Origin of the sequence: Pseudomonas sp. TJI-51, from assembly GCF_000190455.2 — a bacterium.
Classification (GTDB): Bacteria; Pseudomonadota; Gammaproteobacteria; order Pseudomonadales; family Pseudomonadaceae; genus Aquipseudomonas; species Aquipseudomonas juntendi.
Map to the genome: position 1 here is coordinate 15246 of NZ_AEWE02000044.1, position 13072 is coordinate 28317.

At 59.1% G+C, this 13072-nt stretch carries 22 protein-coding genes; all 22 read left to right on the plus strand.

All coding sequences use genetic code 11. The features are described 5' to 3' along the window. Window positions 1–41: 41 nt before the first annotated feature. The 22 genes from G1E_RS28280 to G1E_RS10010 all read left to right on the plus strand — a co-directional run bounded on the left by G1E_RS28280 (window position 42) and on the right by G1E_RS10010 (window position 13063). Entirely contained in the window at window positions 42–218 is a 177-nt protein-coding gene (locus G1E_RS28280) for a hypothetical protein (protein ID WP_009682639.1), read from the plus strand. A gap of 26 nt (window positions 219–244) precedes the next feature. Beyond that, window positions 245–958 carry a single-stranded DNA-binding protein gene (locus G1E_RS09915; RefSeq protein ID WP_009682638.1) on the plus strand — a complete coding sequence of 238 codons (714 nt, stop codon included), beginning with the start codon at window positions 245–247 and terminating at the stop codon, window positions 956–958. Further along, window positions 924–1406 carry an endodeoxyribonuclease gene (locus G1E_RS09920; protein ID WP_227743089.1) on the plus strand — a complete coding sequence of 161 codons (483 nt, stop codon included), beginning with the start codon at window positions 924–926 and terminating at the stop codon, window positions 1404–1406. Before G1E_RS09915 ends, G1E_RS09920 begins: the two co-directional genes overlap by 35 nt. Window positions 1407–1408: 2 nt before the next feature. Continuing rightward, the gene (locus G1E_RS09925; RefSeq protein ID WP_047149793.1) at window positions 1409–1858 is read left to right on the plus strand and encodes an N-acetylmuramoyl-L-alanine amidase; all 450 of its coding nucleotides are present in this window, start codon (window positions 1409–1411) and stop codon (window positions 1856–1858) included. Between the two features lie 130 nt (window positions 1859–1988). After that, window positions 1989–3581, plus strand: a complete 1593-nt coding sequence (locus tag G1E_RS09930) for a toprim domain-containing protein (RefSeq protein ID WP_227743090.1) — start codon at window positions 1989–1991, stop codon at window positions 3579–3581. Between the two features lie 14 nt (window positions 3582–3595). Further along, entirely contained in the window at window positions 3596–3823 is a 228-nt protein-coding gene (locus G1E_RS09935) for a hypothetical protein (RefSeq protein ID WP_009682634.1), read from the plus strand. 3 nt (window positions 3824–3826) lie between these two features. Further along, window positions 3827–4270, plus strand: coding sequence for a hypothetical protein (locus G1E_RS28665; protein ID WP_009682633.1), 444 nt, complete (start codon window positions 3827–3829; stop codon window positions 4268–4270). 3 nt (window positions 4271–4273) lie between these two features. After that, complete coding sequence (locus G1E_RS09945) at window positions 4274–4468, plus strand: hypothetical protein (protein WP_009682632.1); 195 nt, start codon at window positions 4274–4276, stop codon at window positions 4466–4468. An 8-nt stretch (window positions 4469–4476) separates the two neighbouring features. Next, window positions 4477–4752 (plus strand): hypothetical protein, encoded by a 276-nt coding sequence (locus G1E_RS09950; protein ID WP_009682631.1) that lies wholly within the window; start codon window positions 4477–4479, stop codon window positions 4750–4752. Window positions 4753–5035: 283 nt separating this feature from the next. Further along, entirely contained in the window at window positions 5036–5599 is a 564-nt protein-coding gene (locus G1E_RS09955) for a hypothetical protein (protein ID WP_009682629.1), read from the plus strand. Further along, window positions 5589–5783 (plus strand): hypothetical protein, encoded by a 195-nt coding sequence (locus G1E_RS09960; protein ID WP_009682628.1) that lies wholly within the window; start codon window positions 5589–5591, stop codon window positions 5781–5783. Before G1E_RS09955 ends, G1E_RS09960 begins: the two co-directional genes overlap by 11 nt. After that, window positions 5759–7846 carry a DNA polymerase gene (locus tag G1E_RS09965; RefSeq protein WP_127644132.1) on the plus strand — a complete coding sequence of 696 codons (2088 nt, stop codon included), beginning with the start codon at window positions 5759–5761 and terminating at the stop codon, window positions 7844–7846. Before G1E_RS09960 ends, G1E_RS09965 begins: the two co-directional genes overlap by 25 nt. A gap of 12 nt (window positions 7847–7858) precedes the next feature. After that, a complete protein-coding gene (locus G1E_RS09970; RefSeq protein WP_009682626.1) occupies window positions 7859–8074 on the plus strand; it encodes a hypothetical protein in 216 nt (71 codons plus the stop codon). Between the two features lie 34 nt (window positions 8075–8108). Next, window positions 8109–8318 (plus strand): hypothetical protein, encoded by a 210-nt coding sequence (locus G1E_RS09975; protein WP_009682625.1) that lies wholly within the window; start codon window positions 8109–8111, stop codon window positions 8316–8318. Then, window positions 8267–9016, plus strand: coding sequence for a hypothetical protein (locus G1E_RS09980; RefSeq protein ID WP_177329609.1), 750 nt, complete (start codon window positions 8267–8269; stop codon window positions 9014–9016). The genes G1E_RS09975 and G1E_RS09980 overlap by 52 nt, the downstream gene beginning before the upstream one ends. An 86-nt stretch (window positions 9017–9102) precedes the next feature. Then, window positions 9103–9570, plus strand: a complete 468-nt coding sequence (locus tag G1E_RS09985; protein WP_127644134.1) for a dATP/dGTP diphosphohydrolase domain-containing protein — start codon at window positions 9103–9105, stop codon at window positions 9568–9570. Next, window positions 9564–9743, plus strand: a complete 180-nt coding sequence (locus G1E_RS09990) for a hypothetical protein (RefSeq protein WP_009682622.1) — start codon at window positions 9564–9566, stop codon at window positions 9741–9743. Before G1E_RS09985 ends, G1E_RS09990 begins: the two co-directional genes overlap by 7 nt. Then, window positions 9736–9894: a hypothetical protein gene (locus G1E_RS28290; protein ID WP_009682621.1), complete on the plus strand. Its 159-nt coding sequence runs from the start codon at window positions 9736–9738 to the stop codon at window positions 9892–9894. Before G1E_RS09990 ends, G1E_RS28290 begins: the two co-directional genes overlap by 8 nt. Further along, window positions 9891–10136 carry a hypothetical protein gene (locus G1E_RS09995; RefSeq protein ID WP_009682620.1) on the plus strand — a complete coding sequence of 82 codons (246 nt, stop codon included), beginning with the start codon at window positions 9891–9893 and terminating at the stop codon, window positions 10134–10136. The genes G1E_RS28290 and G1E_RS09995 overlap by 4 nt, the downstream gene beginning before the upstream one ends. 12 nt (window positions 10137–10148) lie before the next feature. Next, window positions 10149–10343: a hypothetical protein gene (locus G1E_RS10000; protein WP_009682619.1), complete on the plus strand. Its 195-nt coding sequence runs from the start codon at window positions 10149–10151 to the stop codon at window positions 10341–10343. 227 nt (window positions 10344–10570) lie between these two features. Next, a complete protein-coding gene (locus G1E_RS10005; RefSeq protein ID WP_010953251.1) occupies window positions 10571–12145 on the plus strand; it encodes a portal protein in 1575 nt (524 codons plus the stop codon). Window positions 12146–12283: 138 nt separating this feature from the next. Continuing rightward, on the plus strand, window positions 12284–13063 hold the full coding sequence (locus tag G1E_RS10010) for a phage capsid assembly protein (protein WP_009682616.1): 780 nt from the start codon (window positions 12284–12286) through the stop codon (window positions 13061–13063). Window positions 13064–13072: the final 9 nt, after the last annotated feature.

Below are 13072 nucleotides of genomic sequence, written 5' to 3' on the forward strand. Positions count from 1 at the left end.
ACCCCAGGCTACAACTCCGTGGCCGTATCGAGAGAACCGCAATGAATCGCTTCGGCACCGCAGATAACCAACGCAACGAACCCGAGAACTACGACTCCGCCCTGGGCCGCGCAATCGCGCTTTGGGGCATGGGTCGCTCCATCTCAATGGCCCTCGCCGCTGAGTTGATTGAACAAGGCTTTGACCTTCCGTCCCTGGAAGCGCGCCACAGCCGCTAACACGCACACACAAAACGAGTACCAAAATGTCCTATCAGAAACGCCCCAAGAACGTAACCATGACCTCGCCGCGTGGCATTTTCCGCTACCCGGCACTGACCAAGCCTGACTTCGGCACCGATGAGTACCCGAAGCCGGACGGTGAGTACAAAGTCACCCTGATCCTGACTCAAGAAGAGGCCGCGCCTTTCCTGGCGAAGCTGGAACCGCTTCACGAAGCCGCCATCGAAAATGGCCGCGAAGAGTTCAAGAAGCTCAAGATCGAAGCCCGCAAGAAGCTGAAAGACGTGACCGTCCAGCCTCTGTACACCGAGGAGTACGACAAGGAGACCGAGGAGCCGACTGGCCGCCTGTTCTTCAACATCAAAATGGCTGCATCGGGCAAGTCGAAGAAAGACGGCTCCGTGTGGACCCGCAAGCCAGCCCTGTTTGACGCCAAGGGCAAGCCGATGCTGAAAGTCCCAGACATCTGGGGCGGCACCGAAGGCAAAGTGAGCTTCGAAGTAGCCCCGTACTTCATCCCAGGCACCGCCCTGGCCGGTATCAAGCTGCGCCTGAACGCAGTCCAAGTCATCGAACTGCGCAGTGGCGGCAACAAGTCCGCTGGCGAATACGGCTTCGGTGAAGAGGAAGGCGGTTTCGATGCCGAATCCGTGGCCGAACAAGAACAAGAAGAAAAGGACGAATTCGAAGAAGAGGAAGAAGGTGGCGAAAGCAACACTTACGAAGAAGACTTCTAAGCCGCCCCTGGATGCCGAACAAGTGGGACTCAAGTATGGGTTCCGCTCCGGGCTTGAAGAACGTGCCGCAGACCAGTTAACGGCTGTCGGCATGGGCTTCACTTTCGAAAGTCTGGTAGTTCCATATACCCGGCCTGCGAAAGTTCACAAGTACACCCCGGACTTCGCACTGGCGAACGGCATCATCGTCGAAACTAAGGGCCGTTTTTTGACCGAGGACCGCCAAAAGCAGCTCCTGGTTAAAGCTCAGCACCCCGAACTTGACGTGCGCTTTGTCTTCTCCAACTCAAAAACAAAAATAAATAAACGCAGTACCACCACCTACGCGGACTGGTGCAGCAAGAATGGCTTTAAGTATGCCGACAAGTTGGTTCCTCACGCCTGGCTTAATGAGCCGGTGAACGAAGCCTCTTTGTCGATCATCAAGGGCCTCAGCAAAGAACAATAACAATGACCTATAACGCTGGAACTAAGCCCCGCGCTGAGACGGACTACCTGGTAGTTCACTGTAGCGCCACACGCCCATCCCAAGACATCGGAGCCGCTGACATCAATCGCTGGCACCGCGCCAAGGGCTGGCGTTGCATCGGCTACCACTTCGTCATCCGCCGTAATGGCGTGGTCGAGGAGGGCCGCGAGCTGGATCAAATCGGCGCTCACGTAGAGGGCCACAACATCAACTCCGTAGGCATCTGCATGGCCGGTGGAGTCACCGAGGCGGACATCGACGTCCCCGAGAACAACTTCACGCCCGAGCAATTCGCAAGTCTCAAGCACCTGCTGGGCGAACTGAAAGAGAAATACCCCAACGCGACAATCCAAGGCCACCGGGACTTCCCGAAAGTAGCCAAGGCTTGCCCGAGCTTCGACGTTAAACCGTGGGTAGCGGCCAACTTATAAAAGCCGTGGGCCCTCAGTTGGATATGGCAGCCGCCACGTCTATCACTCAACTCTGATAAAGGGCTGGCCTCCGGGCTGGCCCTCTTTATTGCCCATGAAAAATCGAAAGCATGAAACAGAGAGTGAGTTCGTGCGACACCTGCCCTGTGAAAACTGTGGTTCAAGTGATGCCAACTCTATCTACACCGACAACCACCAATATTGCTTTGCCTGTGAGCATTACGTTCACGGCGATGGCGAGACCCCAACTACTGGAGGGCGAACGAAACGAATGGAAGGTTTAATCTCCGGCGAATTCAAGCCGCTGATGAAGCGCAAACTTACCCTGGAGACTTGCCGAAAGTTCGGATACTTCGTAAGTGAGGTGCGTGGGCGGCTAGTCCAAGTTGCCCCGTACTTCGACAACAGTGGTGTGATGGTCGCTCAGAAACTGCGCGATCAGGACAAAGGCTTCGCCATCCTGGGCGATGGTGCAAAGTTAACCCTCTTCGGCCAGAACCTTTGGGCGAGTGGGGGCAAGAAGATTGTTGTCACCGAAGGCGAGCTGGATGCGATGTCCGTCTCCCAGGTGCAAAACAACAAGTGGCCTGTGGTGTCGCTCCCGAACGGGGCCCCAGCAGCACGCAAGGCCATTCAGCGAAACATCGAATATCTGGAGAGCTTCGAAGAAGTCATCCTCATGTTCGATATGGACGAACCGGGCCGCGAAGCAGCGCAGGAATGCGCAGAGCTATTCAGCCCAGGCAAGTGCAAGATCGCCACGCTATCCATGAAGGACGCCAACGAACTTCTGGTAGCGGGCCGTGAGCAGGAAATCGTCACAGCCATCTGGAACGCAAAGCTGTACCGGCCTGATGGCGTAGTGAACGTCCGAGACCTCCGCGAAGAGATTCGCAAGGCCCTGGTCATGGGCTTGCCATGGTTCCTTGATCCACTCACCCAACTCACCTATGGACGCCGCTATGGCGAAGTCTACGGGCTGGGCGCGGGTACTGGTGTAGGCAAGACCGACTTCCTCACGCAGCAAATCGCCTACGACATCCAAGTCCTGGGCGAGCGTGTAGGCACCATTTTCCTGGAGCAGAAACCGACCGAGACCGCCAAGCGTGTGGCCGGGAAGATCGCCGGGAAACGCTTCCACGTTCCCAAGGAAACCGCTGGCTGGACCGATGAGGAACTGGATGCAGCCGTAGATGCACTGGGCGAAAACCTGGTCATGTATGACGCATTTGGTGAAACCGAGTGGGACATTGTGAAGCGCAAGGTGCGCTACATGGCTGTCTCCGAGGGCATCAAGCTTATCTACATCGACCACCTCACTGCGATGGCTGACACGGCAGATGAGAAGGGCTCGCTTGAGCAGATCATGAAAGAGATGGCGGGCCTGGCGAACGAGCTGGGAATCATCATCACGTTCATCTCCCACCTGACCACCCCCGAGGGCAAACCCCATGAGGAAGGCGGACGGGTAACGATTCGCCACTTCAAAGGCTCCCGTGCCATCGGCTTCTGGAGCTATTTCATGTTCGGCCTTGAGCGTGACCAACAGGCCGAAGACCCCGTGGTTCGCCAAACCACCACCTTCCGCATCCTCAAGGACCGCTACACCGGCCAAGCGACCGGGGAAGTGCTGTACCTGGCTTACGACCGCGACACTGGATTGCTCTCGCTCACCGAAGCGCCAGAGCCGTCCTCACCTTTCAAAGATGAATCTGAATTCTGACTGGAGATACCACCATGTTGAAACGCCTGATGGCAAAAGTGTTCCCGCAGACCACCGCGTCCGCTGTATCTGACCTGGAACGCACCCTGGAAAAGCTGAGCCAGGCCGAAGCCTGCCATAGCGAAGCCGCACGCCAGGCCCGCCAAACCGCCTGCGACCTGCACGACCATGCCGATATGCAATACGCCCTGGCTGATCGCGCTTCGATGATCCATTCCCGTATCTCCAAGCTCCTGGACTGACCCATGCGCAAGCTGATCTTCGCGGCCCTGGCCGTACTCTCCCTGGCTGCCTGTGAGCGCCACACCTGCTACAGCCCAGCCGTTGTACAGGCCCCCGTGGTCGAAGCTCCCGCTCCAGTGGTTGCGGCCCCCGTGGTCGCTCCAGTTGTCCAAGCTGCCCCCGTGGTCGCGGCCCCTGTCGTGGTCCAGGACAACTCCAACGCCATGCTCACCGGCATGATGATGGGGCACATGCTGGGCAGCGCCTCAGCTTCTGCACCAGTGGTCCATAACACCACTATCGTGAACAACACCACGACCAATACCCGAGCCACCACCGTGGCCCCGCGTCCGGCGTATGTTGCCCCACGACCTGCATATGTTGCCCCGCGTCCGGCCTACGTGGCCCCGCGAGCCAGCTACAGCTACCGCACCACCAGCTTTTCCAGCTTCCGCTCCCGCAGGTAAGCCATGGCGACTTCAACACCACGGCCACCACGGCTGAAAGAACTGTCCCTGCGCATTGAGCGCGTAGACAACGGCGTCATCGTCCGATCCCGAGACAACATCCTGGGCTTGGCAAATGAGGGTGACTGCAACGTGTTCACCAACCGCTACGAACTGAGCAATTACCTGAACGCTTTGCTGGACGAATTCCGGCTGTAAGGAACCCCATGCGCAACTCTACGTTTCCCGCACTGATGATCGGCGGCCCAGTTGATGGACGCCGCATGTTCGTCCAGGGCGTCCCCCATATCGAATTCCCGGTGATGGAGACCCCGCGCTTCAATGTGCTGCCTTCTGAGCCGGTATCGCGCCACATGCGCCGTGCCACGTACACCCACCGCGAAACCGTTTCTGGTGTGCGCCTGTACGTCTGCACCGAAGAAAACGGCAGCGCCGCTCTGGAGTATCTGGTAGCAGGCTACCGCGCTGAAACCAAGCACTGATCCCAACGCACCACCACACGGGCCCCAAGCGGGCCCTTTTTTGTGCCTGAGAGAAACCCTATGCCCCTGATTCTGACTTACCTCTTCGTCGTTCTCTGCCTGTGCTTCGGCTGGGTCTACAACGCTGTCTGGACCTTCCACCAGTGTGGTGACGCAATGCTCCTGGGCATTGTCGGTATCGCCTTCCCTCCAATCGGGGCCGTCCACGGCCTCATTGCGTTTCTGTGAGGGGGAGGGATGAGTGATGCCAGCTATTACCTCTTCATCATCTTCGTCATCGTGTTTGTCCTCTCCTGAATGGAAGCTTCCGGGCCACCTCCAGCCGCTCTTCGATGATGCGCTGGAGCTGGTGCGCTGGGAGTTCCCTGGTTCCCACCCGGTCATCGGTGGCGGGGCCGTCCGGGATGCCCTCCTGGGCCGCCCGATCAAGGACATCGACGTGTTCATGCGCAGCATTGACCACACCGAGCTGGACTCCGAACTCACCGTGAAGGTGAAGCAACCCGCGTTCCTCGCCCTGTATGGCCGCAAGGATATGCACGGTGCCTGGGACTTCCTCCAGGACGTACAGGGCCTGCCTGTCCAGTTGATCCTGGCCGACTTCATGACCCCGCAAGAACTGGCCGATTCGTTCGACCTGAACCTGTCCCGCGCCACGTATGACGGCTACTCCCTGCACGTTTCCCCGGCCTTCGAAGAGGGCGTCCGGGACAAGGCTTTCCGAATCCTCCGCTGTGAAAGCGACCTGGAGGAGCGCCGCTCATTCAAGCGCGTGTCCCGCCTGCAAGAGAAGTACCCCGAGTACATCCACGACGAAACCACTCTGGAGCAAATCCGTGTCCACTGAATCCAACCTGCGCCCGTTCTGGCTCAACCGCTACCCGCTCACCCGAGTCATGATCGCGCTGCCCCTGGTGCCAATCATGATCCTGGGCGAAGCCATCAAGGGCCTTTACTGTGGCCTGTGTGATGCCCTGGCCGATACCTGCACGCTCTTCCAAGAGCTGTGGCAAACGCCTACCCCCTGCTGACTGGGGGACCAATGCAAGAACCCCTTCTGTTCGACCTCGAAACGAATGGGTTCCTGGAGGCAGTCTCCGTCATCCATTGCCTTGTCATTGAAGACACGGCAACTGGGGACGTTAAGAAATTCCCGCCTGGCCTGATCGCCATGGGAGTCAAATGGCTCCAGGAGCAACATTCCAAAGGCCGCTTCATCGGCGGCCACAACGTCATCAAGTACGACATCCCCGTTATCCAGAAGCTGTACCCCGGCTTCATCGTGAACCCCGCCCTGGTCATCGACACCCTTGTTTGCACCCGACTCATCTGGTCGAACATCAAGGACACCGACACCGGCCTCCTCAAAAAAGCAGTCCTCCCCGGCAAGCTCTTCGGCTCCCACTCCCTGGAAGCCTGGGGCTACCGCCTGCGCCTGATGAAAGGCGAGTACGCAACCGAGTTTAAGGCGCGTATGGGCGATGCCTACGTGGACGGCATGGAGTGGCTGGAGTTCTCGCAAGAGATGCTCGACTACTGCGTCCAGGACGTTGTGGTGACTTCCGCTCTGTGGAAGCGAATCCTCGGCAAGAACTACTCCCCACGGGCACTGGCCCTGGAACACCGAGTGGCCTGGCTCATGGCCGCCCAGGAGCGCAACGGCTTCCACTTCAACCGTGAGAAGGCAGCCATCCTGTACGCCAAACTGGCGCAGCGTAGGGGCGACCTGGAACGCGAGCTGAAAGAGTTCTTCAAGTTCTGGCACGCACCCGCAGGCGAAGTCCTCACCAAGAAAACCCGGCGAGTCTTCATCGAAGACCCCCGTGGCAACACTGAGCGCCGCGTGAAACTCAAGGGCCAGCCCGCGTTTACGCAAGTGGGATGGTTTGAGAAGTACACCGAGGGCACCCGGTACACCAAAGTCAAGATTGTGGAGTTCAACCCGTCCTCTCGGGACCACATCGCTGACCGGCTCACGGCCCTCTACGGCTGGGTTCCTGAGAAGTTCACCAAGGGCGGCAAGCCCCAGGTGGACGACGAAGTGATGTCCAAGCTGAACTACCCGCCGTGCAAGCTCCTGACCGAATACCTCCTGGTCGCCAAGCGCATCTCGCAACTGGCCGAAGGGAAGCAGGCGTGGATGCTGGTGGAGAAACAGGGCCGCATCCACGGCTCCGTGAACCCCAACGGTGCGGCCACCGGGCGAGCGACTCACGCTTACCCGAACGTGGCCCAGGTGCCTGCGTCCGGCTCGCCCTACGGGATCGACTGCCGCGAACTGTTCACCGTGCCCCACGGCTGGCTCCTGGTCGGTGCCGATGCCTCGGGCCTGGAGCTGCGCTGCCTGGCTCACTTCATGGCTCGCTACGATGGCGGCAAGTACGTGGACATCCTCCTAAACGGGGACATCCACTGGGCCAACGTCCAGGCCATGGGCATCACCAGCGAGAAGCGAGACGACCACAACACGCTACACAAGCTGTACCGCGATGGTGCGAAGACCTTCATTTACGCCTTCCTCTACGGAGCCGGTGATGAAAAGGTCGGGACCATTGTTTACGGCATGGTCGCCAAGGCAAAGGCGCTGGGCCTCGACTACCAGCACCTCCTGGACGTGTTCTTCAACGGGCAAGACAACCCGGACGAAGAGGCGCTCAAGGCCGCTGGCAAGAAGCTGAAAGCAACCTTCCTGCGCAAAACCCCAGCCCTGAAAAAGCTGGTCAAGGCAGTGAAAGAGGCAGCCAAGCGCGGCCACCTGGTCGGCCTGGATGGTCGCCACGTTCACGTCAAGTCCGCCCACGCGGCACTCAACTACCTCCTGCAAGGGGCCGGTGCGCTGGCCTGTAAGCAATGGCTTGTGTTCCTGGATGACGAACTCCAGGCACGCGGGCTGAAACACGGCTGGGATGGCGACTATGCCTTCTGCGCCTGGGTCCACGACGAAGTACAGATTGCCTGCCGTAACGAAGCCATCGCGGCCATCGTGCGGGAAGCGGCTGAGGCTTGCGTGGCGAAAGCAGGCGAAGCCTTCAACTTCCGGTGCCCCCTGGCCGGTGAATCAAAAATGGGCCTGAACTGGGCCGAAACACACTAACGAGTAAAGAAAATGACGAAAGACCCTGTTCTCCTGGAAGTCCTGTACGAAGCCTTCAAGAGCCCCTTCAAGATCCAATCGGACTTCGCCCGCTTCGAAGCCCAGGCAGTAGCCTCGCTGGCATCGCTGGGCTTGCTCAGCACCCTGGAAGGTCACGGCCAGTATGGTCGCAAGTGGCGTGTCACTGGCACCGGCCTTGACCTGCTACGGGAAAACGATTACCTGTGACCCCATCACTTCACTAAGTTAGAGAGGCACTCCCATGTTGACCCCCTGGACCATCACCATCGACGTGAACGGCACCAAGCACGCATTGGAGTACCCAGCACGTCCGCTCGATGCGGAACTGGGCGCTGACTTAGTGAAGCTCTTCGGCCAATACGGCTTCATCTTCCAAGAAGACCTGACAGAGATTCGCGAGTGCGCAGAGTTATCATCGACGCCGATGTCCTATCCGTCCAAGCAGCAGTAGTAAACCAGAAAGCCATCCGCTGGGGAGGCGATGAGGAGGGCGAACGAGCCCTCTGGACCCTCCACGCATTTGAAGAGGATGGCGAAGCCACCTTCACCGGGATGGTTCAAAACTTGATCGACAAAACGGGGGCCGATGAGGCCCTTCTTGTTTTCTCGGACAAGGTGAACTGGCGGAAGACCGTTCTCCCGACCTACAAGCACAACCGCAACAAAACCGTCCAGCCGCTCCTCCGGGCTCACCTCACGGCCTGGGCTCAAGAAACCTTCCCGTCTGTCACCAAGCCCACCCTGGAGGGAGATGACGTGTGTGGGATTCTCCTGACCCGGACCCGTAAGTTCGGTGAGGAAATCGTGGTCGCCTCCATCGACAAGGACTTCAAGACAGTCCCCGGCCACCACTACAACTTCAACACCGACACCTTCTTTGAGGTGACAGAAGAGGAGGCCGACTACTGGCACCTCTACCAGACCCTCATGGGCGATACCACGGACGGCTATACCGGCTGCCCCGGCATTGGCCCAGTGGCTGCCAAGCGGCTCCTGGACAAGTCCCCCACCTGGGAAACCGTAGTGGCCGCTTTCGATAAGGCCGGCCTCTGTGAAGAGGAAGCACTGGTCCAGGCCCGCGTGGCCCGAATCCTCCGTGCCTCCGACTACGACTTCAAAAATCAACAGGTGAAGCTGTGGACCCCGTAATGAACTGCGCGTCCTGCGCTTCCCTGGAATCGACCGAACCCAACGTCTGCAAGGGCTGTGGCCCTGCCTACAACCGATGGACCCCCATGAGTACCGAGATGATCCCCGCTGTAGAAGTCCCTGTCCTCAAGGACACGAACCCCAAGGATGGCATTGGCGCAACCAAGCTGCCGCTGTCCCTGGTCCCATCGACCGCCGTAGCGCTCCAGTCCCTGGCCCACCTGGACGGTGCCCTCAAGTACGGCAAATGGAACTGGCGCATCGCTGGTGTCCGCGCCTCGATCTACGTGGATGCAGCCCAGCGGCACCTGAGCAAGTGGTTCCACGGCGAAGACATCGACCCGGATAACGGGCTACCCCACCTGGCAATGGCGATGGCCTGCCTGAACATCCTGGTCGATAGCCAGGCCATGGGGAAACTCACCGATGACCGCCCACCACGGGCACCTATCGGCCATTTCTTCGACAACCTCACCGTCCACGTAGGCCGCCTGGCAGCCAAGCACGCGGACAAAACCCCGTACCACCACACCGTTAAGGATTCCGAATGCTGAGAGCCCGATACCGTCCTGCAGAACGCGACAACGCCTCCTGCCGTACCTGCGATGCCATCATCCCGAAGGGCGCACTGGCGTTCTTCCGACCCTCTTACCGCAACAGCGCAATCATCTGCACTGCCTGCGTGAACAACATGCACACCATCATCCAGGAGCCCGCCAATGCGTGAGTACCTTGTAACCCGCTGGGGCCGCTATGAGGCCAACGTGGTCGTAACCGCCAACTCCAAGGCTGAGGCCGAAAACGCAGCCGATGAGCTGGAGGATGACGACTGGCACGTAAGCCTTGAGTGCGAAGACGGGGATTGCTACCCGGCATGAGCCAGTCCCGCCGAAGCTCCCTGATCGAAGCCGGGATCAATACCATGATCGGCTTCGGCATCAACTACCTGGCGAACCTGGTAGTCCTGCCGATGTTCGGAATGCACGTCTCGCTAAGGGACAACTTCTTCATGGGCCTGGTCTACACCGCAATTTCCGTGGTGCGCAGCTACGCGGTACGCCGCTGGTTTAACGCCAGAATCGCCGCAATGTCCCGCCGAATAGTCGGGGGACCACAGTAGGATTAACGAGCCGTGAAAACGGAAAGATTCCCCAACGTTCCCCGTGAGCTGCTGGTGGAGCTGGAGAAGCGATTCCCCAACGTCCTGCCTGTAGACCCTCACATCACCATCCATGAAGTGAACATCCGTCAAGGACAGCAAGAAGTCATCCGACTCCTGCGTAGCCGCTTCGACATCCAAAACACCACTGTTCTGGAATCACAATAATGTGTTCGCACTCAAGCACACCTAAGACGACTGTAGCGGCCCCAACGCCTGCCCCAGCCGCGCCCACGGTGCAATCCGCGCCTGCGACAAGTAACACCGCAGAAAGCACCGATACCCAACAGGCTCAGTCCGCAGCGAACGGGCGCAAGTCCCTTCGCATCGACCTGACCCAAGCATCCACCGGGAGTAGCTCTTCGGGGCTGAACATCCCTCTATAACGAGACCCCATGGCGAAGACCGAGCAAGAACCCGAACGGGGCCTTGCCGCTAGTCTTTATGCCAAGCTCGCACCAGACCGCGAGACCTTCCTACAGAGGGCACGGGACTGTTCCAAGTACAGTATCCCAACCCTGATCCCGCCTGCCGGTCACGCAAGTGGCACGAAGTTCTACACCCCATGGCAAGCGGTGGCCGCCCGAGGCGTTAACAACCTCGGGGCAAAGTTACTCATGGCCTTGCTCCCACCGAACTCTCCGTTCTTCCGCCTGGAGATCGACGAGTTCACCGAAGAGAAGCTGACAAGCAATCCTCAGATGCACGCCGATGTCCAAGCGGGCCTGGCGAAGATTGAGCGAGCGGTGCAAACCGAGATTGAAACCACCGCCATCCGCGTGACTGGTTTTGAGTTGCTCAAGCATTTGATTGTTGGCGGCAACGGCCTTGTGTACCTGCCTCAGCAGGGCGGCATGAAGTTCTACCCCCTTGACCGCTACGTGGTCCGGCGTGACCCCATGGGTAACGTCCTGGACATCGTGGTCAAGGAGGAGGTCTCCCTGGCGGTACTGCCAGAAGAGGCCCGGTCATTAGTCGAACCTGGCGATGACTCCGGCGACACCCCGCGAGACCATAACAAGAACGTCTCGATCTACACCCACATCACCCTCAAAGGTGAGACCTGGAATGTGTATCAGGAGGTTAAGGGCCAGATTGTCCCCGGCTCCCGAGGCACGTACCCGAAAGACAAGTGCGCCTGGCTCCCGATTCGATTCGTCAAGATCGACGGTGAGAACTATGGCCGCTCCTATGTGGAAGAGTACCTGGGCGACATCAAGTCGCTGGAAGGTCTCTCCCAGGCCATCGTGGAAGGCTCCGCAGCCTCCGCCAAAGTCCTGTTCCTGGTGAACCCCAACGGGGTCACTAGCTCCAGTGAACTGGCCGAAGCGCCGAATGGCGAATTTGTGGATGGCGTGGCATCTGATGTCCAGGCCCTCCAGCTTCAAAAGTCCGGTGACTTCCGTGTGGCACTGGAGACCATCAACACCATCACTGAGCGCCTTGAGTTCGCATTCATGCTGAACTCCGCGATTCAGCGGAATGGTGAGCGAGTTACAGCCGAAGAAATCCGGTACATGGCCGGGGAATTGGAAGCCGCCTTGGGCGGTGTCTACTCCATCCTCAGCCAAGAATTCCAGCTTCCGCTAGTCAACCGCATCATGTTCTCGATGCAGCGCCGCAAGAAGCTCCCCGAGCTGCCCAAGGGCACCGTTAGCCCCACCATTGTGACGGGTATGGAGGCCCTTGGACGTGGCAATGACCTGACCAAACTGGACCAGTTCATCTCCACCATCATGCAGATTCCTGATGCCGCCTCCCGGATCAACTGGGGCAACTACATGACCCGCAGGGCCACCGCCCTCGGGATCGACACAGACGGCCTGGTGAAGACCGACCAAGAGGTCCAGCAGGAACAACAACAGCAACAGATGCAGCAGGCAATGCAGTCGGGCGTAGCCCCGGCAGTGCAGGCCGCTGGTCGCATGATGGAGAAAGGCCAACCCGATGGCAGCCAAGCGCAAACCTAAAGAGCCCGAAGAGGGCGCAGTCCCTGAGCCCCTTATCGAATACTTCGGTGAGGGCGCAGAGCAAGTTCAATTCAACATCAACCCCCAGGCCAAGCGATACCGAGTGTTCGCTAATGGCCGCGTTCTCGAAGACCTTTAATGGAAAGCATTGAAATCGTAACCCCGAACCCGTCTGCCCCCGAAGGGCATGATGAGGCAATGATTGCCGCAATCGACAAGGCCAATGCTGGCCCGGTAGGCGACAACATCACGACCCCTGCTGAAACCGTAGAGCGCCCCGAGGGCCTGCCCGAAGGCTTCGATTCCTGGGATCAGTTGGCAAAAGCTTACGCCGACCTCAAGGCACCTGCCGCCGAAACTCCAGCAGCGCCCGTAGAGCCCGAACCCTCTACGGCCACCCCGGATGAGGCGAGCCAGGCCCTTGAGTCGAAAGGCTTGGACCTGGCTGAGTTCTCCCAGGAGTTCGACCGAACTGGCGCACTGAGTTCTGAAAGCTATGAACGACTGGCTAAAGCGGGGTATCCGCGTGGCGTGGTCGATCAATACGTAGCAGGCCAGCAGGCTCTGGCAGACCAGCACATCTCCGCAATCAAGGGGGAAGCTGGCGGTGTCGATGAGTACGCAAGCCTGGTCACATGGGCCAAGGCCAACTTGGCACCGGCCCAAATTGAAGCCTTCAACACCGCTGTGAATGGCAACCTGGAACAAGCGAAGCTGGCCGTTAACGGCCTCAACGCCCAGTACCGGGCCGCCATTGGCACCGAACCAAATCTCATTGGTGGCGGCAAAGCAGCCGCAGCCGATGTCTTCGAATCCACCTCCCAGGTGACTGAGGCGATGAGCGACAAGCGCTACCGCAGTGACCCGGCATACCGTGCCAAAGTCCAGGCCAAGCTCCTCCGTTCCAACGTCTTCTGACGCCTGGCC